The following is an 18,870-nucleotide window of genomic DNA, read 5'->3' on the forward strand; positions in this document are numbered from 1 at the left end:
CCGTATGAGCAAGGTTGCAGACATCATCACAAGGCTTCATGCCGCAGCACAGGACGGGTCGAAATCCGACCGTCGACTGGCTGCATTGGTGCTGTCTGATCCTGACTATGCGTCAAAGGCAGCAATCTCAGAAATAGCAGCGCGTGCAGGGGTGAGTGAGCCGACGGTAACGCGCTTCTGCCGTGCTTTGGGTTGCGATGGTGTTCGTGATTTCAAGTTTTTTCTCGCGCAGGCGTTGGCGATTGGTGGCCAATATCTGACGGCAGAAGTGCCTGCCCGTGATATCCGCGAGGCCCGCATTGCTTCTGCGGTTGCTGACGCCGCGGTCGCTGCAATTCATCGCGCAAGCGATAACCTCGATATGTCGATCGTCATGAAGATCGCCGAACGGATAATCAGCTCTGGTTCCGTTCTTTGCATAGGCTCTGGCGGCATTTCATCAATGATGGCAACGGAATTGCAAAACCGGCTTTTTCGGCTTGGAATTCCGGTGTTGGCGCAGGTGGATGGCCAATTGCAGCGCATGTATGCGGCTGTTGCGACGCGTGAAACAACAGTCATCGCGTTTTCAGTTTCGGGCTACGCCCGGTCCGTTGTCGAGGCGATACTGGTGGCGCGGCAATATGGTGCCGAAACCGTCGCGATCACCGCACCGGGGTCTGATTTGGCGAAGGCTGCCAACACGGTCATTCCGTTTCAGCCCAATGAAGATGGAAATCTCTATAAGCCGACCTCTTCCCGTTTTGCACTTATGGCAATTCTCGACATGATTGCGACTGCCACCGCTGAAATTCATGGACCGAAAGTGCTTGAGAGCCTGAGACGCATCAAGCACAGTTTGAACACACTCAAGATTGATGATCCGCGCTTGCCGCTGGGAGATTGACGAATGACAAGGCCTACAAACGTCCGTGAGATTGATACGCCTGCAATTCTGATTGATGTTAATCGCGTTCAGGCCAATATTGCCAAGGCGCAAGCCCATGCTGATGCGATCGGCGTGAAACTCCGCCCACATATCAAAACGCATAAACTGCCATTCTTCGCGCGGCGGCAGCTTGAAGCAGGTGCAGCCGGTATTACCTGCCAGAAAATCGGCGAAGCGGAAGTTATGGCCGATGCGGGCATTGTCGATATCTTCCTGCCTTATAATATTCTGGGCAAGGAAAAGCTCGACCGGCTTTATGCCCTTCATCAGCGCATAACGATCTCGGTCACAGTCGATAATGCGACGAGCCTTGAAGGTTTGGCAAAGCGCTTTACCAATGAGGGGCGGCCGCTCAAAGTGCTGATCGAATGCGACACAGGCATGGGGCGCTGTGGTGTGCAAACATCTGAAGAGGCGCTGGAACTTGCGCGTCAGATTGAGCAGAGCAAGGGTCTGAAATTCGGTGGCCTTATGACTTACCCAGCTGCAGGTAAGGCTGAGCAGACTGAACAATGGCTTCTGACAGCACGCAATCTGCTCGCAGAAAATGGCATTCAGTGCGAGACGATATCAAGTGGTGGCACACCCGATATGTGGCGTTCGCCAACGCAAAGCGTCGTTACAGAATACCGGCCGGGCACCTATATCTATTTTGACCGGTATCAGGTGGCAAAGGGTGCTGCGACTTTGAATGATTGTGCGCTGACCGTACTTTCGACGATTGTCAGCCATCCAACTGCAGATCGCGCAATTATCGATGCGGGCTCCAAGTCACTTTCAAGCGATACGCTCGGGCTGGCAGATTTTGGCGAGTTGGCCGGAAAGCCTGAAGCCCTGGTAACAGGCCTCAGCGAAGAGCACGGCACGCTAAAAGGCGATCTGGCCGGTTTGAAAATCGGCGACAAGGTTAGGGTCATTCCCGATCACGTCTGTGTCGTATCCAATCTTTTCGACGAAGTGCATCTCATTTCCGGTGACGATGTCATTGATATTCTGCCGGTCGCTGCGCGCGGAAAACTAAAGTAATCAGGAGGGGTATGTGAAAGAAGCCGTCAATCCATTTGCTGGCGATAGGGATCGCGAGCAAATATGGGAAATGCTTGTGCGCCGCGATATCGAGGCATTCGTGACCGAAAACTGGTCTCTGGTCGCCGATGATTTTGATGAACCGCGCTTTCTGGGCATCCATGCTCATGGTGAATCCGATCCCGATAAATGGGACGCAGCATTCCCGACACTTACCGCCTATCGCGATGAATGGCTGCGTCAGGCAGCGGAAAGCGCTGCAACGGAATATGCCGAATCTCTTGCAGACGGCGTTTTCCGTGCCACGCGACTCAACGTGATTGATATCAATGGCGATGTCGCTATTGCGCGTAAAAAGTTTGATGGGACCATCGCAAAAGCAGATGGAACGCACGACAAATTAAACTGGCAAACGCTTTATTTTTGCCGTCGCCACGGTGATCGCTGGCGTATCACCGGATTCGTTGGATATATGGTTAATCGCTAATCCAGGCCGCTTCATTCACGTTGAAATTTCGGGCACGGATCGCTTGATCTGTGCCCGTTTTTCTGGCAAATGACGCCAGATAAGGCATAAGTATAATCATACAAATTTACTGCAATTAAGCGAAATTATATTCTGCGAATACTAAATTGCCTCATGTCGCAGCTAATTGCATATTTGTCGCAGCTCGCTCGTGTGCAAGCCTTCCCCCGGATTACTATTAATGCCAGACTGGTTGATTAGTCCTCACAATTGGACCTGTCGATCAGCTCGCATATTTCGTCGTGCAACCCATCAAAAATAATCATGGGAACGGGTTGCGCCAAGATGAATCCGTCACTGTGGGTGGACATGTCGGGAAATGGCCTATATAAATACATCACACCAATCGCCAATCATTCTCAGCGGGTCAATCAACGCCTGCAAGTTGCGCATGTCCAATTCGCGCATGAATGAAGAAATAATGATGTTACAAAGGAGATTAAACCCGCCAGCACAGCGGGGTTAAACATAATGCATGGTATTTTATACAAGGAAGATAGTATGAAGTCGCCTGCTAAGACCAAGATAAGCTTGAATGGCGTTTTTAAAGTCTTTGGCGACGATCCGGAGCGCGCAATGCAGGAATTGCGTGCAGGCAAATCAAAAGCCCAGATTCACAGTGATCTTGGTGCTACAATCGGCGTAGATGATGCGACCTTCGATATTAAAGAAGGCGAAGTATTCGTCATCATGGGCCTTTCTGGCTCAGGTAAATCGACGCTTCTGCGACTTCTCAATCGTCTGATAGAGCCAACGGCAGGTTCCATCGAAGTCGATGGCCGTGATATCGTTAAAATGTCGAAGCGCGAGCTGATTGATCTTCGCCGCCGCGACATGAGCATGGTGTTTCAGTCCTTTGCTCTGCTCCCCAACCGTACAGTCTTGAACAACGCTTCATTCGGTCTCGAAGTGGCGGGAATGGGCGAGGCCGAACGCCACGAGAAAGCACTCAAAGCGTTAGCAGCTGTTGGACTTGAACCTTACGCCAACTCTATGCCTGATCAGCTATCCGGTGGCATGAAACAGCGCGTTGGACTTGCGAGAGCACTTGCGAGCGAACCGACCATTCTGCTGATGGATGAGGCTTTCTCTGCACTTGATCCGCTGATCCGCACGGAAATGCAGGATGAGCTGAAGCGTCTTCAGGCAGAACATAGCCGCACGATCATCTTCGTGAGCCATGATCTCGATGAAGCCATGCGTATTGGCGATCGTATCTGCATCATGCAGCATGGCAAGGTCGTACAGGTTGGAACGCCGAACGAAATCGTTTCTGCGCCCGCCAATGATTATGTGCGCTCGTTCTTCCGTAATGTGGATGTCTCACGCGTCTTCAAAGCGGCAGATGTTGCGCGCGAGGATGAGTTGATCGTCTTCGATCCAGCGCAATTGTCTTCGGCACTTGAACGTCTTGATGCGAGTGGCAAGTCTTACGGTGTTTTGCTTGATGGAGATCGCATTTATCGTGGCGTTGTCACACGGGATGCGCTCGCAAGCGGAAGCTTTAAGGCGGAGAGCGATCAGCTGGACGGTGCGGCCGCGATACAGGCCGATGCTCCTCTTTCCGGTCTTTTGGTGCGTGTCGCTGAAAGCCCTTGGCCTGTGCCTGTCACCGACCGGCATAACCGCTATCTCGGCGCTATCAGTAAATCGGCTTTGCTTGAGACTCTCGGCCGCGCGGGTTGATCCGCGCGCTCATATTTTCTCAGGCATTCGGGTTTGATCCCGTATTGGACACCCGTATTGGACAATGTCCAGCCATAGGTAACTCGATCTGAAATGGACGGTAAACCATGGATCTGAATTTTAGTATCGGCGGATGGGCGGATGTAGTGGTGAACTACATTCTTGATCACTTCACGCCTGCGCTCGATATGATCGCAGCCACAATCGGTTTTGTGACCGATGGCATTCAAAATGCTCTTCTTGCAATTCCGCCTTTCGGTGGCATTGCTATTCTCACGCTGCTTGCGCTTTGGCGTGTGGGTTGGAAATTCGCAGTTTTCACAGTTTTTGCACTTGCTCTTATTATCCATATGGGATTGTGGAGCGGCACGATGGAGAGCCTGTCACTTGTGCTTGCCTCCACGATTATCGCAGTGGTGATTGGCATTCCACTCGGTATCGCAATGGCGCGCAGCGATGCTGTTGCATCGGTGGTTCGTCCGGTGCTTGACTTGATGCAGACGATGCCTGCCTTCGTTTATCTCATTCCGGCAGCAATGTTTTTTGGCCTTGGCGCAGTGCCAGGCACGATTGCTACCGTCATTTTCGCCATGCCACCTGTGGTGCGTCTCACTAATCTCGGCATCCGTCAGGTTCATGCTGAATTTGTTGAAGCGGGCCTCGCTTTTGGCTGCACCTCGCGCCAGCTGCTGTTCAAGGTACAGCTTCCCAACGCCATGCCTTCCATCATGGCGGGTATGAACCAGACGATCATGCTGTCACTTTCAATGGTCGTTATCGCGTCGATGATTGGAGCCGGCGGCCTCGGCAACACGGTGTTGACTGGTATTCAGCGTCTTGATGTCGGTAAGGGGTTTGAAGGCGGTCTCGCGGTGGTCATCCTGGCTGTCATCCTCGACCGTATCACACAGAGCTTTGGCAAAAGAAATTCCGGGGGCTTGTTGGGCTTCTTCAAAAGGCTGTCCTTTATGAAAAAGACAGCAGATGAGCCATCCTCATCTGCGTTCCGCAAGCAGGAAGCATAAATAATAATAACGGGAACGACAGTTAATCACAAAGGAGAAGCCATGTTAGGAAAGCTAACAAAATTCGGTCTTGCAGCAGTGGTAGCAGGTAGCTTGTCTGCCGGAGCAGCCTTCGCGCAAGACGGCAAAACGGTGAAGATCGGCTGGGCTCCCTGGTCTGACGCAGAATTCGTCACCAAGCTCGCAGCCAAGCTGATCGAAGACAAGCTTGGTCAGAAGGTTGAGCTGGTTCAGACCGACGTAGCCCCGCTTTATCAGGGCGTAAGCCGTGGCGATATCGATGCCATGATGATGGCCTGGTTGCCGGAAACGCATGCTGATTATTACAAGCGTGTGGAAGACAAGGTCGAAAATCTCGGCCCGCTTTACGAAGGTGCAAAGCTTGGTTGGATTGTTCCAGACTATATCCCGGAAAGCGAAATCAGTTCGATTGAAGATCTGAAGAAGCCAGAAGTTCGTGAGAAGCTGAAAGGTGAAATTCAGGGGATCGATCCGGGTGCAGGTCTGACCCGTCTTTCGGACGAAGCAATCAAGAAATACGGCCTTGATTACAAGCTCAATATTTCCAGTGAAGCTGCAATGTTGACGACGGTTGATCGCGCAATGCGCTCGGACGGCTGGTTCGTCGCCACCTCTTGGAGCCCGCATTGGATGTTCGGCAAGTATAAGCTGCGCTACATTGCCGACCCTGAAGGTGCGCTTGGCGGTGCAGAACATATCGATGCTCTGGCTCGTAAGGGCTTCAAGGAAGAAAACCCGAAGGTTGCGTCTCTCCTTGAGAAGATGAGCATTCCAATCAATGAGCTGGAAGCTGCAATGTTCGATGCGCAGGAAACTTCTTACGAGAAGGCTGTCGACAAGTACATTGCCGATAATCCGGATCGGGTTAAAGAATGGCTTTCTGAATAAGTTCGTTCTAACTTCTAGTTTTGATGCGCGTCCCGAAAATCGTTTCACATTTTTTGGGATGCGCTCTAAGACGCAGAAAAGCCCTGGCCTTTGCCGGGGCTTTTCTGTTTCTTTTCCATAAGATAGGCCTAAATTTGCCTCACAGCATAATTACTTAAAATTGAATCAGTTTAAGGTAAAGTTATGCTGTAAATATACAGTGTTAGAGCGACCTTTGTGCGCCCAAAAAGGGCGCACGGCGCTCTAAAATTGAAAAGGAGCAGGCTCCTCCCCAAGAACCTGCTCCTTAATGCATCGCCCCCCGCCAAGGGATGGTCGATGCTTGTTCTATAGTCTTGGAGCGACTTGTGTGCGCTCAGGAGGGCACATGGCGCTCTAATAGTATTTCGATTAGGATGAACTTATAAAGTTCCCAAAAACTTACAGCAACTTTAACGCACGTTACTTTAGGGATGCAACTGGAATTTGTCATCCGATATGTCATTTTTGACATTTTTAGTCTTAAATCGAAAAGCTGGTAGTTTTAACGGGGTCTCAGTCCAGCCCGCAGGCACGCAAAAACAGCGTCGAGACTTCTTTTTCGATGCGATCAAGGTCCAGCGGCTCGTCTTTGCTGAGCGACATCATGCTACGAACCTGTGCTTCAAAATCAGCATAGTGCTGGGTAACTGCCCAGATATGCATCTGAAAAAGCAGAGGGTCCAAAGGCTTGATACGACCGTCATCGACCCATGACTGAATGAGCTTCACCGCATTGTGCGTTGCCGAGACGTGCTTCTTCCAGTGACGGCTCAGATAGGGCGCGCCATTGGCAATCTCGGTGGTAAAAAGACGAGAGGCCTTGGGGTTTTTCTGGCTATATTCGAGCTTGGCGCGGATATATTGCCTGATCACCTTGGCCGGGTCTTCCTCGGTGCTGGCACCAAGGAAAATATCTTCCCACTCGTCGAGGATGAAGATGATGATATCTTCATAGAGTTCTTCTTTGCTGGAGATATAGTAATGAAGTTGCGGCTTGGTGAGACCAGCACGCTGGGCGATGCCTTGCGTTGAAGCGCCCACAAGTCCTTTTTCCGCAAACTCATCAATGGCGGCTGTGCGAATAGCGCTCTGAATGCGACGCCTGCGGTCGAGAACCTTGTCCCGCCCTGTCAGATCGTCATCGTCATTCTGTTGGTTTGTCGTCATGCGCTCCAGCCAGCGTTGGCACGGAAGCCGCAGAGCGGCTTCCAGATTTTTAAAAGGTGCTTATTGGCCCAGTTGCTTCTTGATGTCGAGACCTGCGCCTTTGTTTACGAAGGCGTCGGTGGCAACCTTGGTCATATCCAGCTCATCACCGCTCACGATACCGGACTTACGAGCCAGTTCGTAGAATTCCTTGACGCGGTTCATATCGATGGCGCCGATACCCTTTTCCAGCGTGTCGCCACTGTCGATGAGCTTAAGGTCCTTGAGACGTGCAAGCTCTGCATCGAGCGTTTCCTTGCTCATATCAGCGTTGTCTTTGAGGATCAGCTCATAGGCCTTGCTGTTGTCGCCATAGAGGAAGTTGGTCCAGCCTTCGATTGAAGCGGTTACAAAACGCTGTACGAGATCAGGGTTATTTTCGATCAGATCCTGACGCGTTTCGATGGTGTTTGCATAGGTGCTATAACCCTGATCTGCGAGCAGGAAGGTTGTGACTTTCGCGCCTTCTTTCTCAGCATAGATCGGTTCTGCTGTAGCATAGGCCTGCTGCACGGTCTTCTTGTCGCCAAGGAACTGCGCAAGGCTATAGCCATAAGGGCGGAGCTGTTCGTCCTTGAAGCCAAAATCTTTCACCAGCCATGGCCAGAACGAGAACTGACCATCCTTGGAAATCAGGATTGTCTGTGCATTGACGAGGTCTTTGAAGTCCTTGTATTCGCCTTCATGCGCCATCAGCGCCTGCGGGTCTTTCTGATAGAAAGCCGCGACAACCGTTGTTGGTACGCCATTGGCAACATTGTTGAACGACAAAAGCAGATTGCCGGTCAGCAGAAAGTCGAGACGACCAGCGGCCAGCATCGGGCGATTGTTGACCTGAGGTCCACCCATTTCGATCTTCACATCGAGGCCGTATTTCTCATAGGTGCCATCGGCAACAGCCTGATAGAAGCCGCCGTGACCGGCCTGTGCCAGCCAGTTGGTGCCGAGCGTCACCTTATCGAGTGCATAGGCCATCTGTGCGGATAGGCCGAGCGAGAAAGCGGCGACTGCCGCAAAGAGTGCTTTTTTCATTTTGGTTCCCCTTGATTAGTCTTTTGCTACCATGTCAGCTGTCCAGCCGCGGGTTTTGCCCGGATTAAGCAGACCATAAGGATCGGCCTGCTTCTTGAATTCGATCTGCATGCTGTCGATTTCCTTCATGCCGCCGTCTTCGATTGTATAGGCATGGGGATCGTAAATATCGCAGCCGTCAACCTGTTCCAGCTCTTCGATCAGGCGATACATCTCATCACGGCCTTCAAAGCGTACAAGCGGCAAGGCAAAAATCTGAACTTCGCCTTCCAGACGTGCCATTTCGTGATGCATATATTGCGTTTCGCCGTAGCGTTCGATCTGGCGTGTCACCACATCAATGTCGAACGGACGCGGATAGGCAACCTGCAAATAGGTCCAGCCCGGCTCTGCCTTCAGCGCCTGAAGGGTGGTGTGGTTCCAGCCGCATTCGTATGCAGGCTGAAGACCGGCTCTGTGCAGCTCATCCAACGTCATCGAGAAGGAAACATTGCCGCCGAACTCTGTGGCCAATTGCTCGAAACGAGCCAGTTCTTCCGGTGCAATCATCGCAAAGACCGCATCCTTGTCGGATGGGAACAATTCGCCAAACCTGGTGTAAAAACGTGCAAAGCGGCGATCTACCGTCGTCAGCAGATAGCAATCGAGGTTTTCTTCGAGTGCTTTGAGACAGAATTTTAGTGTTGCCTCGTAGCTGTCGAAGAGGGCCGCGGTATGCACCCATTCGGTTGCTTTGGTGAGGCCGATTTCGAGCTCTAGGATAATACCATTGGTGCCATAGGCGTGCTGTACCTTATGGATATCGCGGCCTGTCAGCTCAATGATTTTCGGTTCTGGCTCAACGGTCAGAACCTTGACCGAATAGACATTGCCATCGTCACGCAACATGCCGTGGCGCAGCGAACCAATGCCGCCCGAACCGCCTGAGAAAAAGCCGCCAATAGTGGCGATGCGACGGGTGGAAGGATACATCAACAGTTCCTGACCCGTTTCGCGCACCGCGTCGTCGAGGCGCGAAATACGCGCGCCGCCTTCAACGCGAACCTTGCCCGGTTCGATTGCGATGATGCGGTCGATCTTTGTCATATCGAGAATGACACCGCCTTCGAGCGGAACGCACTGGCCGTAATTGCCGGTGCCGCCACCGCGAACGGTGATCGGAATGCGAAGCTTGGCGGCTGCGGCTGCCACGCGGCGCACTTCATCCTGATCTTTTGGGATGACAACGAGATCGCCCAAATAATGGCCGATGTCTTCCGTCAGGATCGGGCTATACCAGAAATAATCGCGGGACCGCAGCTCGACCTGCTTGGGGTCGTCATAAATGCGGATACCTTCGATTTCGGCGCGAAAGGCGGCCCAGTCATAGATGCGCTGTGGTGCGGCAGAATTCATGGGGTTCTCCGATTAAATTTTTGTACCATCGCGCCAGATGACGCGACGCGCTTGCGGATGGCTGATAAGGTCGTTGATGTCTGTGGCGTCATGCCAGATAAAATTCGCAGTCCCGCCTTCGTTCGGCGCCTGTACGCGGTCGCTTCCGATGAAACGCGCGGGGAGGGTGGTGATGCTGTCGAGCCATTCATCCGGCTCAAGGTGGCAGACCGGGGCTGCGAGGCGCAGAACCGAAAGCGGATCGTAATCGCCATAGGGATAGAAAGCGTCGCGTACATTGTCGGACCCAAGCATGGCGTTCATGCCCGCACGACGTGCTTCTTTAAGCGGTGCCACACCGCGAAGACGCGGCGATTTTCCGCCAAGTCTGTCTTGCAGATAGAGATTGGATGTCGGCAGCGATACAAGCGCTGTTCCCGCATCCGCAGCGGCATCAAGAATGCGGCTTAGTTCCTCGGGTGAACGCAGCGAAAGTGAACAGGCATGACCGCAAAGAACGCGGCCTCCCATATTGTGACGCTTGGTTGCCGCAACAATCAGCGAGAAGCCATCAGCTTCCAATTCAAGCCCTTCATCGACGTGAAAGTCGAGCTTGAGATCATGCTGCACGGCGAGACGAAACATCTTTTCGATTTTGGCTTCAAGATCAGCATTGCGATAGAAGAAAGCGCCAAGGACGCCGCCGTCTTTTGCCACGCGCTGGGCAATTGCAGCACCTGCATCCAACACAATATCGCCATGGATAAGCGCTGCTAGCTCAAGGTCGATGCGCTCTTTCCATTCCTGACGTAGCTCATTCAGCACCGGCCAGGCGGTCGGCACATCAGGTGTGGTCCAATCAACATGAGTTCGCATGGCACCAACGCCCTGCGCATAGGCTGTTTCCAGACCGCGTGTGGCGCGTGCGCGGATATCGTCGGAGTTCCAGCTCTCACGGTCGATATTCATAAGGTCAATCGCATCGAACAGACATTCAACTTTGGCGCTGCCACGCTCGGCAATGCGACCGATGGTGAATGTCTTGTCGAGATGCACATGCACATCAGCGAGAAGTGGTGTGATAAAGCCGCCGCCTGTTGCTTGCGAAGGCGTCAGCGAAGCAATTCGTCCGCTATCGATGCTGATATCATAGTGCCCACTGCGACCCGCAACCGCGACGCCTTTGAGTAAATCAGCCTTGCCAATCTTATCTTTCACGACGGATCTCGCTTTCATGCCAGCGTCCCAGCACAAGGCGCGACAGCCAGCTTGTGATCAGGAAAATCACAATGCCAAGCAGCGAAACGAGGAACAGTGCAGCAAACATGCGCGGGATTTCATTGCGGAAGCTCGATTCCAGAATACGCGAGGCCAGGCCCGTGCTTTGGCCAGCACTGCCGGCAACAAATTCTGCCACCACTGCACCGATCAGCGAGAGCCCACCCGCGATCTTGAGCGCTGCCATGAAATAAGGCAGGGCGCTTGGAGCAAGCAGATAGCGCAGACGCTGCCATGGCGAGGCGCGATAGAGTTTGAACAGATCGCGCAGATTATGATCGGCGCTACGCAGGCCGATAACCGTGTTTGACAGGATCGGGAAGAAGGCCACGATCCATGCGCAGATCAGCAGGGCTGAAAACGTATCGCGCACATAGATCAGGATCAGCGGTGCAATGGCAATGACTGGTGTTACCTGAAGAATGACGGCAAATGGAAAGAAAGCCATTTCAATCGGTCGCGACAGCGCGAAGATCATGCCAAGCAGTACGCCGCCGACAATCGCGCAGAGCAGCGAAATCAACGTGAGCTTGACCGTGAACCACATCGACGTCATCAGCGATGGCCCGTCTTTAATCAGCGTTTCGCCGATGAGCGACGGAGCAGGGATCAGATAATGTGGCACATTATAATAGCGCACCAGACCTTCCCAGATGCCAAGTGCGATGATGATCGCAAGCGTTGGCATGATTATCCGCAAGTTGCGGTCTCTGCGGGCGAGGCGATGTTGTTCGGAATTCAGAACAGGCGTTTGGTTTTGCATGATCCCTGTCCTCAATGGTCGATGTCTTGCGACGAAAGCGTTGCGGTGAGTGCATCGGAAACCGTCGCGCAATCCTTTGCGTAAGCTTCCGTGGTGCGGAAGTTTTCAGCGCGCGGATAGCTGCCTTCAATAGCAATATCGGCAACGACCCGTCCGGGACGTGCGGCCATAACGATGACGCGGTTTGAGAGATAGACCGACTCATAAACGCTGTGCGTGACGAAGACCACGGTGAGGCCGTGTTCCTGCCAGAGCCGCAGCACATCATTGTTGAGCTTGAAGCGCGTCATTTCATCAAGCGCTGCGAAAGGCTCATCCATCAACAGAAGACGCGGACGCGTGACCAGTGCGCGGGCAATCGAAACGCGCATTTTCATGCCGCCCGAAAGTTCGCGTGGATAGGCCTTGGCAAAGCGGGACAGGCCAACCTGCGTCAGCACTTCTTCCACGCGCGGCGTGGCTTCCTTGCGCGACATGCCGGAAAGACGGAGCGGCAGATAGACATTGTCGAAAACGCTGGCCCACGGCATCAGGGTAGGTTCCTGAAACACAAAGCCGATGTCCTGCGCACCAATGGGGCCTTTGCCCGGTGCATGGCCATTGACGTGAATGTCGCCCGCCGAAATGGATTCAAGGCCTGCAATCATGCGAAGTGCTGTACTCTTGCCGCAGCCCGATGGGCCGAGGAAGCTTACGAACTGACCTTGTTCGATCTTGAGCGACATATCGCTGACCGCAATGACGCCTGTTCCATATTGCTTATAGACGCCGTTGATATCGATCAGGGAAGATGGGGTTTGCGAGTTGGGGGCCACGCTCATCGTCCTTACCAGGCAGGTTGATTATCGAGCCACGAGAGCGGCGCTCGTTCGATCTCAGCCAGCACCTCGACCAGCCGCTCGGCAGCAAAGTCGATGGTCTTGCGGCCTTTTTCAGCGGTGGCAATCGATGCGTCGCCAGCAGCGCCATGTGCGTTGATGTCCTGCACCTGCCATGCTGGCTTTGCACCACCGCTCAGTGAAAGATGCTTGTAATCAGAAGCCAACGTTTCGGTCAGTGTGCGGAAATTCTGCGCTTTCGACATATCCACCAGGTTCGGGTGGAATTCGAGCATGACAGAGGTTTCCATGTCGCCGGCATGGATGCCGTGCTTGAGATCGTGCTCGCTATAAACGCCTTCAGGCATTCCGAGGCCAAACCAGTTGACGCTGAAAACCATCATATTGTGTTTGATACGCAATTCGCGCGCCACAATGTCCATGACCGTGATCTGGCCGCCATGGCTGTTCAGCAGCGCCATTTTGCGAACGCCGCTTGCGGCAACGCAGGCGCCAATTTCACACCACATGCGAATGAGCGTCTCTGCCGAGAATGTCAGTGTGCCGGGATAAAGGCTGTGCTCATTGCTTTTGCCGATAGCTTGCGTTGGCAGGAACAGCGCTTTGCTTTCATCGGGAAGGCGGGCGATAGTTTCTTTCACCATGCCGTCCACAATCGCTGCATCCACTGCCAGAGGAAGATGTGGTCCGTGCTGTTCGATCGCGCCAACGGGCAGAACTGCCACGATTTTATCGCGCTCCAGGCGGGAGAATGCCTCACTCGTATATTCTGACCAATATCGTTTCAAGTGGAGGCTCCTGGCTGGCTGCTGGGGGTAGGCTGCGTGCTGAAGCAAAGAACTTACTAAACAATCTGACCGATCGGTCAAACTAAATGTTTAAAAAAATAGGGAGGCGTGCAATTAAGGTGTGAATCCGTGACGAATTCGCCACGCGACCGCCTGTCTCATGATTATGATGCGCGGGAAAATTCCGGAGGTCCTATGGACAACAGATGCATTATTATTGGCGCGGGCCACGCAGGTTCGCAGGCAGCAATCAGTCTGAGACAGGAAGGCTATGCGGGCGAGATCATCCTGATCAATGATGAGCAGGATATTCCCTATCACAAACCGCCGCTCTCCAAGTCCTATCTGAAGGCGCCGGAAGCAGGCATTCTGGTTCTACGTCCGGAAAGTACCTATCGCGATAATAATATTGAGCTGCTTTTCGGGCACAGCGTTGAGCATGTGTCTCTGACTGACAAGACAGTCACGCTTGATGACGGCAAGGTGCTAAGCTGGTCGGAGCTGGTTTTTGCGACCGGTGCCCGCGCACGCATTCCTGACATGCCAGGTGTTGGTCTCGATGGCGTTGTCACGTTGCGCCGTTTGGGTGATGCGCGCCGCATTGCAGATATGATGCCGCGTGTTGAAAACGTGGTAATTATCGGTGGCGGCTTTATCGGTCTTGAAATGGCGCATAGTGCTGTAGCTCTTGGCAAGAAGACCGTTCTGATTGAAGCAGCCCCTCGTGTGCTGGGTCGTTCGGTTGCAACACATATTTCGGCGCATGTCGAAACACGCAGCCGTGCGTCGGATATTACGCTTCTGACGGGCGTGGGCGTTGAGGCGATTGAAGGCAAAGATGGCCGCGTGACAGGTGTGAAAGCGGCCAATGGCACGCTTTTTCCAGCTGATATGGTGGTGCTGGGGACGGGGGCTGTCCCAAATGTTGAGCTTGCGACCGAAGCCGGACTTGTTGTCGATAACGGCATCGTGGTGGATGAGCATATGCGTGCGTCGAGTGAGCATGTTTATGCGATTGGCGATTGCGTGAGCTATGACCATTTCCATGCAGGTCGTCGCGTGCGACTGGAATCGGTGCAGAATGCAACCGATCAGGCCAAGCATGTTGCGCGCTCGATTGTCGGGCGCGGTACGCCGTTTCGTGATGTGGCGTGGTTCTGGTCGGATCAGGGCGACATGAAATTGCAGACCGCTGGGCTTTCGTTCGATGCCGACCGTCATATTCTGTCAGGCAATCTCGAAGATAATGCATTCTCGGTGTTTCATTTTGCGGGCGAAAAGTTGGTTGCGGTCGATTCCATCAACCGTCCAGCTGACCACATGATTGCTCGGCGGCTGCTTGCAGCGGGTATCAATCCCACCGAAGACGATATTGCAGCGGGTGCTGCACGGCTCAAAGAATTGCTGGCATCTGCCCCAAAAGCCTGAGGACATAAAATGACTGTTTTGAAACATTTGCTGCCAGCCGATATGGCTGCTCCCTTTGCCGCCTATAGTCATGGCGTGAAGGTGGGTGCGGGTGCCGAGCTGGTATTCTGCTCCGGCCAGCTTGGCATTGCGCCAGATGGATCGGTGCCGGAAGATGCAGGCGCGCAGGCGGAGCTTTGCTTTGAAAACATCGGTCGTATTCTGCGCGATGGCGGCATGGAACTTTCCGATGTCGTGCGTATCAACGCCTATGTGACGGATCGCGCTTATATGCGTCCCTATATGGATGTGCGTGATCGCCTGTTTCCGCAGCCCGCACCGGCTTCAACGCTGATGATCGTTTCCGGCTTTACACGGGAAGAATTCAAGGTCGAAATCGAGGTTGTGGCGGCTACAGCATCATTCCTTAAACCTGAAGCAGTTTAAGGTAAAATTATGCTGTAAATATAAACTGTTAGAGCGAAATTTGTGCGCCCAAAAGGGCGCACGGCGCTCTAAGTAAGCAGCGATTTTCCATGCGCTTATCACGATAAAGCGTATCGCCTTTGCCTGAAAGGAGTGGTAGGGTTGTCCGACATCCTCCATTCCCTTCAGGCACATTCATGTCAAAAATTCAAACTTCGGCTTCGTTGCCGGAAACTTCGTCACGTTCGCCTGCGCGACTGGCGGAACTCGCACTCGCTATTGGCGGCTTCGGTATCGGCACAGGCGAATTCGCGATCATGGCACTTTTGCCGGATATCGCACGCGATCTTCAGGTCGATATGCCCTCAGCGGGTCATCTCATAAGTTCTTATGCATTGGGCGTGTTGATCGGTGCACCGGTGCTTGCAGTCATTGGTGCAAAGCTTGATCGCCGCAAACTGCTCTTTCTTTTCATGGGGCTGTTTGCACTCGGCAGTCTGGCCAGTGCATTCATGCAGGACTATACCGGTCTTTATATCATGCGTTTTGTTGCGGGCTTTCCGCATGGCGCTTATTTTGGGGTTGCTTCTTTGGTGGCTGCTTCCATGGCGGCGCCCGGAAAGCGTGCGCAAGCCGTTGGCCGCGTGATGATGGGGCTGACCGTTGCAACATTGTGCGGAACGCCTTTGGCGACATGGCTCGGACAAGTGGCTGGTTGGCGTGCAATGTTTGCAGCTGTTGGCCTGATCGCTATCCTCACGATGGTATTGGTTACGATATATGTGCCCAAGCAGCCTGCAGACGAAGGTGCTTCTCCGCTGCGTGAGCTTGGTGCCTTCCGTCGCAAGCAGGTCTGGCTGACCCTTGGAATAGGCGCGATTGGCACCGGCGGATTGTTCTCCGTCTTCACCTATGTGGCTGCTACAGTGACTGAAGTTTCGCATGTCGACGTGAAATGGATGCCACTGGTCTTTGCTACATTCGGGCTTGGTATGGTGCTTGGCAATATCGTCGGTTCAAAGCTGACTGACCGCACTGTGATGGGCACTGTTGGAATGGTGCTGCTCTACGACATGGCTGTCATGCTGGCATTTCCATTTTTGATGCAGCATCCGGCCACAGCATTTTTAAACATATTGCTGGTTGGCGGTGGCTTTGCGCTCGTTCCAGCATTGCAGACACGCCTTATGGATGTTGCGGCGGATGCGCAGACATTGGCAGCAGCGCTTAATCATTCAGCACTCAATCTTGCCAATGCGATTGGCGCGTCACTGGGTGGTTTGGCGGTTGCATGGGGATTTGGCTGGACTTCAACCGGAACGGTCGGTGCGCTTCTGGCAGTTGCCGGTCTTATCGTGTTTGCAATCTCTATCGCACTGGATCGGATGGGTCGCGAAAAGTCGGCGCTTGCGATACAGGAGGCTGCATAAAGCATTTCCAGCAAAAGTGCGAAACGGTTTTGCATAGGATAATGCGTAAAAACAAAAACTTACAGCGGTTCCAATGATTCAGTCTTAACTGGAGCCGCTGTTAAAAAAACAACACCCGCCGCGGGAGGGGCGGCGGGTGTCATTTAGGGTAAGACCGGCTTGGGAGGAGGAGTTCCGGTCTTGCGGTCACCGGGGGAATGGGAGGAAAACGCCCCGGCAAAAACCTTGGAAACTGTGAGGACCGCGCGGTTTAAAGGGTCGCGGTCCAGAAAAAGGCGGGTGCCTTTCGAGGCGCTATTAGCGAGCAGCTGCCTTGCGTGCAACGAACGGGATTTCCGAAGCAAGAATGCCAAGGTCGTTCAGTTCGCGTGGGCTCAGGCGGCTCAGTTCATTTACCGTGTTACGGTAGCGGCGCCAGTTGTTGTACGAGCGGATCAGGTTCATTTCTCTCACCTAGTAAAATCTTATCTCTCTGTGTTGCGAACAGCATATAGGCTCGATGATTTCGGAAGTGGAGAGACAGATTTGCATAGCTGCTGTGCAATTTAGCCTGTCGATTGCATGGCTTTTGCGCAGCTTGGTCATTTTATAATCACAATCATCATGCCGACTGCCCAAATCACCAATTTGAGCGTCCTTTATGGCCTCAATCCTTAACGGATTGTAAATTTCCAGCCATATTCACTAATGTAAGGGACTTCGTTAGAGGGTTCTTTTGTGCTTTCGGGAAAGATCGATTTTTGTCGCAAAAACCCCGGGAATTGTCGTCTCGTGACAATAATTATACATGACACCAGAAACGGTTTAAGCTAAGTGACTTATGTCGTGTGATGGAGCGTTGCGTTCTACGAGAATGTTCTGTCACTGTTTGTCTGCGGGAGAGAGCTGACGCAAGTTGGCCACCGAAGGGGAAATCGCCCGAAATCTCTCAGGTACAAGGAACCGCAGACGGGTAAGGCAACTCTGGAAAGTCGGGGGAAACCCCGCGCCGAAGGTGTAAGTATAGCTTTATAGCTATGCGAGTCTCTCAGGCTTGAGACAGAGGGGCACGAAGCAACCGCATTTCGCGGAGGCATACGTGCGACTCTGGAGTTGTTATGGGCGATACCGCACACTTGAATACCCTGCCTTTGCAGGATCTGCATGAGGAAGCTGGCGCACGCTTTGGCGGTTTTGCTGGCTGGAACATGCCGATCACTTATCCGCTTGGCGTTATGAAGGAACATCTTCATACGCGTGAGCATGTCGGCCTTTTCGATATTTCTCATATGAAGCTGATTGAAGTTTCGGGCGCAGATGCAATCGCGCTTTTGAGCGAAACCTGTCCGCTTGATCCTTCGGTTCTGAAAACCGGCCAGTCGAAATACACTTTCTTTCTCAATGACCAAGGCGGTGTTCTTGATGATCTTATCGTCACGCGCCTTGGCGAAGACCGTTTCATGGTCGTTGCCAATGCGGGCAACGCTGATGCCGATATTGAGCATCTCAATGAAGCAGCATCTGGCAAGGATGTAACGGTCAATCCACTGGATCGCGTTTTCCTGGCCATTCAGGGTCCGGAAGCCGAAAGCGTCATTGCCGATGCCGGTCTTAAAGGTGCAGAGCTCGGCTTTATGAGCGGCTTTGAGCCTAATCCCAATTGGTTCATGACCCGTTCGGGCTATACCGGCGAAGATGGTTTTGAAATTGGCTTACCTGCCGATGAGGCGCGCGCGCTTGCAACCAAGCTTCTGGCTGACGAACGCGTCGAATGGATCGGTCTTGCTGCCCGCGATTCCTTACGCCTTGAAGCGGGTCTTTGCCTGCACGGTCAGGATATTACGCCGGAAACCGATCCGGTCTCTGCTGGTCTTACATGGGCAATCACCAAGTCAGTGCGTGAAAAGGCTGCCTTTAATGGCGCCAAAGCCGTTCTGGATGCGATTGCCAAGGGTGCGACCGCCAAGCGCGTTGGCCTTAAGCCGGAAGGCCGCCAGCCAGTGCGTGGCGGTGCAGAACTTTTCGATGAATCCGGTTTTCAGATCGGCACCGTCACATCGGGTGGCTTCGGCCCATCCGCAGGTTTCCCGGTTGCCATGGGTTATGTCGAGGCAAGCCTTGCAGTCCCCGGCACCCGCATTTTCGCAGACGTCCGCGGTAACAAGGTTCCCGTTGATGTTCATGCACTTCCCTTCACACCGCATCGCTATCGCAAAGGATGATTTCC

18 protein-coding genes and 1 riboswitch are annotated in these 18,870 nt (G+C 53.2%); of the genes, 10 read left to right on the plus strand and 8 right to left on the minus strand.

The window, feature by feature from the left end; all coding sequences use genetic code 11:
* Positions 1-4 precede the first annotated feature (4 nt).
* The 6 genes from ABWV94_RS15635 to ABWV94_RS15660 all read left to right on the plus strand — a co-directional run bounded on the left by ABWV94_RS15635 (position 5) and on the right by ABWV94_RS15660 (position 6,100).
* The gene (locus tag ABWV94_RS15635; RefSeq protein ID WP_112813893.1) at positions 5-886 is read left to right on the plus strand and encodes a MurR/RpiR family transcriptional regulator; all 882 of its coding nucleotides are present in this window, start codon (positions 5-7) and stop codon (positions 884-886) included.
* Positions 887-889: 3 nt separating this feature from the next.
* Positions 890-1,954: a D-TA family PLP-dependent enzyme gene (locus tag ABWV94_RS15640; protein WP_353414248.1), complete on the plus strand. Its 1,065-nt coding sequence runs from the start codon at positions 890-892 to the stop codon at positions 1,952-1,954.
* A gap of 13 nt (positions 1,955-1,967) precedes the next feature.
* A complete protein-coding gene (locus ABWV94_RS15645; RefSeq protein ID WP_194779553.1) occupies positions 1,968-2,441 on the plus strand; it encodes a hypothetical protein in 474 nt (157 codons plus the stop codon).
* A 540-nt stretch (positions 2,442-2,981) separates the two neighbouring features.
* Positions 2,982-4,166: a glycine betaine/L-proline ABC transporter ATP-binding protein ProV gene (gene proV / locus ABWV94_RS15650; protein ID WP_007879568.1), complete on the plus strand. Its 1,185-nt coding sequence runs from the start codon at positions 2,982-2,984 to the stop codon at positions 4,164-4,166.
* 107 nt (positions 4,167-4,273) lie between these two features.
* A complete protein-coding gene (locus ABWV94_RS15655; protein ID WP_007879566.1) occupies positions 4,274-5,191 on the plus strand; it encodes an ABC transporter permease in 918 nt (305 codons plus the stop codon).
* 42 nt (positions 5,192-5,233) lie between these two features.
* A complete protein-coding gene (locus ABWV94_RS15660) occupies positions 5,234-6,100 on the plus strand; it encodes a glycine betaine ABC transporter substrate-binding protein (protein WP_007879565.1) in 867 nt (288 codons plus the stop codon).
* Between the two features lie 534 nt (positions 6,101-6,634).
* On the opposite strand, the gene ABWV94_RS15665 is transcribed toward ABWV94_RS15660, so the two are convergent.
* Genes ABWV94_RS15665 through ABWV94_RS15695 form a run of 7 tightly spaced genes read right to left on the minus strand, consistent with a single transcriptional unit; the run spans position 6,635 to position 13,401 of the window.
* Positions 6,635-7,288 (minus strand): TetR family transcriptional regulator C-terminal domain-containing protein, encoded by a 654-nt coding sequence (locus ABWV94_RS15665; protein ID WP_007879563.1) that lies wholly within the window; start codon positions 7,286-7,288, stop codon positions 6,635-6,637.
* Between the two features lie 60 nt (positions 7,289-7,348).
* Positions 7,349-8,359 carry an ABC transporter substrate-binding protein gene (locus tag ABWV94_RS15670; protein ID WP_112813889.1) on the minus strand — a complete coding sequence of 337 codons (1,011 nt, stop codon included), beginning with the start codon at positions 8,357-8,359 and terminating at the stop codon, positions 7,349-7,351.
* Between the two features lie 15 nt (positions 8,360-8,374).
* Complete coding sequence (locus ABWV94_RS15675) at positions 8,375-9,754, minus strand: FAD-binding oxidoreductase (protein WP_353414251.1); 1,380 nt, start codon at positions 9,752-9,754, stop codon at positions 8,375-8,377.
* Positions 9,755-9,766: 12 nt separating this feature from the next.
* Positions 9,767-10,969, minus strand: a complete 1,203-nt coding sequence (locus ABWV94_RS15680; protein WP_353414253.1) for an amidohydrolase family protein — start codon at positions 10,967-10,969, stop codon at positions 9,767-9,769.
* On the minus strand, positions 10,941-11,774 hold the full coding sequence (locus tag ABWV94_RS15685) for an ABC transporter permease (RefSeq protein WP_064321838.1): 834 nt from the start codon (positions 11,772-11,774) through the stop codon (positions 10,941-10,943). Before ABWV94_RS15685 ends, ABWV94_RS15680 begins: the two co-directional genes overlap by 29 nt.
* An 11-nt stretch (positions 11,775-11,785) precedes the next feature.
* Positions 11,786-12,595: an ABC transporter ATP-binding protein gene (locus tag ABWV94_RS15690; protein WP_353414256.1), complete on the minus strand. Its 810-nt coding sequence runs from the start codon at positions 12,593-12,595 to the stop codon at positions 11,786-11,788.
* A 5-nt stretch (positions 12,596-12,600) separates the two neighbouring features.
* Positions 12,601-13,401: a creatininase family protein gene (locus ABWV94_RS15695; protein ID WP_353414258.1), complete on the minus strand. Its 801-nt coding sequence runs from the start codon at positions 13,399-13,401 to the stop codon at positions 12,601-12,603.
* Between the two features lie 195 nt (positions 13,402-13,596).
* On the opposite strand from ABWV94_RS15695, the gene ABWV94_RS15700 reads away from it, so the two are divergent.
* The 3 genes from ABWV94_RS15700 (at position 13,597) to ABWV94_RS15710 (ending at position 16,664) form a co-directional block, all read left to right on the plus strand.
* A complete protein-coding gene (locus ABWV94_RS15700) occupies positions 13,597-14,829 on the plus strand; it encodes an NAD(P)/FAD-dependent oxidoreductase (protein ID WP_353414260.1) in 1,233 nt (410 codons plus the stop codon).
* Between the two features lie 9 nt (positions 14,830-14,838).
* Entirely contained in the window at positions 14,839-15,255 is a 417-nt protein-coding gene (locus ABWV94_RS15705; RefSeq protein ID WP_231195472.1) for a RidA family protein, read from the plus strand.
* A 176-nt stretch (positions 15,256-15,431) separates the two neighbouring features.
* Positions 15,432-16,664, plus strand: coding sequence for an MFS transporter (locus ABWV94_RS15710; protein ID WP_353414263.1), 1,233 nt, complete (start codon positions 15,432-15,434; stop codon positions 16,662-16,664).
* 297 nt (positions 16,665-16,961) lie between these two features.
* Here ABWV94_RS15710 and ABWV94_RS15715 read toward each other — a convergent pair whose 3' ends face one another.
* Positions 16,962-17,108, minus strand: a complete 147-nt coding sequence (locus tag ABWV94_RS15715) for a DUF1127 domain-containing protein (protein ID WP_007879540.1) — start codon at positions 17,106-17,108, stop codon at positions 16,962-16,964.
* Positions 17,109-17,529: 421 nt separating this feature from the next.
* Positions 17,530-17,619: riboswitch (glycine riboswitch) on the plus strand.
* 142 nt (positions 17,620-17,761) lie between these two features.
* Between ABWV94_RS15715 and gcvT the strand changes: the two genes are divergently transcribed.
* Positions 17,762-18,865: a glycine cleavage system aminomethyltransferase GcvT gene (gene gcvT, locus ABWV94_RS15720; RefSeq protein WP_112813883.1), complete on the plus strand. Its 1,104-nt coding sequence runs from the start codon at positions 17,762-17,764 to the stop codon at positions 18,863-18,865.
* Positions 18,866-18,870: the final 5 nt, after the last annotated feature.

Origin of the sequence: Brucella sp. NBRC 12953, assembly GCF_040369775.1 — a bacterium.
Lineage (GTDB): Bacteria > Pseudomonadota > Alphaproteobacteria > Rhizobiales > Rhizobiaceae > Brucella > Brucella pseudogrignonensis.

What these genes read in the sequence shown, in the direction of transcription:
- ABWV94_RS15670 (WP_112813889.1), bottom strand. Translation starts at nt 8,359, where the DNA reads ATGAAAAAAGCACTCTTTGCGGCAGTCGCCGCTTTCTCGCTCGGCCTA.
- ABWV94_RS15715 (WP_007879540.1), bottom strand. Translation starts at nt 17,108, where the DNA reads ATGAACCTGATCCGCTCGTACAACAACTGGCGCCGCTACCGTAACACG.
- proV (WP_007879568.1), top strand. Translation starts at nt 2,982, where the DNA reads ATGAAGTCGCCTGCTAAGACCAAGATAAGCTTGAATGGCGTTTTTAAA.
- ABWV94_RS15685 (WP_064321838.1), bottom strand. Translation starts at nt 11,774, where the DNA reads ATGCAAAACCAAACGCCTGTTCTGAATTCCGAACAACATCGCCTCGCC.
- gcvT (WP_112813883.1), top strand. Translation starts at nt 17,762, where the DNA reads ATGGGCGATACCGCACACTTGAATACCCTGCCTTTGCAGGATCTGCAT.
- ABWV94_RS15655 (WP_007879566.1), top strand. Translation starts at nt 4,274, where the DNA reads ATGGATCTGAATTTTAGTATCGGCGGATGGGCGGATGTAGTGGTGAAC.
- ABWV94_RS15635 (WP_112813893.1), top strand. Translation starts at nt 5, where the DNA reads ATGAGCAAGGTTGCAGACATCATCACAAGGCTTCATGCCGCAGCACAG.
- ABWV94_RS15710 (WP_353414263.1), top strand. Translation starts at nt 15,432, where the DNA reads ATGTCAAAAATTCAAACTTCGGCTTCGTTGCCGGAAACTTCGTCACGT.
- ABWV94_RS15680 (WP_353414253.1), bottom strand. Translation starts at nt 10,969, where the DNA reads ATGAAAGCGAGATCCGTCGTGAAAGATAAGATTGGCAAGGCTGATTTA.
- ABWV94_RS15690 (WP_353414256.1), bottom strand. Translation starts at nt 12,595, where the DNA reads ATGAGCGTGGCCCCCAACTCGCAAACCCCATCTTCCCTGATCGATATC.
- ABWV94_RS15660 (WP_007879565.1), top strand. Translation starts at nt 5,234, where the DNA reads ATGTTAGGAAAGCTAACAAAATTCGGTCTTGCAGCAGTGGTAGCAGGT.
- ABWV94_RS15705 (WP_231195472.1), top strand. Translation starts at nt 14,839, where the DNA reads ATGACTGTTTTGAAACATTTGCTGCCAGCCGATATGGCTGCTCCCTTT.
- ABWV94_RS15675 (WP_353414251.1), bottom strand. Translation starts at nt 9,754, where the DNA reads ATGAATTCTGCCGCACCACAGCGCATCTATGACTGGGCCGCCTTTCGC.
- ABWV94_RS15665 (WP_007879563.1), bottom strand. Translation starts at nt 7,288, where the DNA reads ATGACGACAAACCAACAGAATGACGATGACGATCTGACAGGGCGGGAC.
- ABWV94_RS15700 (WP_353414260.1), top strand. Translation starts at nt 13,597, where the DNA reads ATGGACAACAGATGCATTATTATTGGCGCGGGCCACGCAGGTTCGCAG.
- ABWV94_RS15640 (WP_353414248.1), top strand. Translation starts at nt 890, where the DNA reads ATGACAAGGCCTACAAACGTCCGTGAGATTGATACGCCTGCAATTCTG.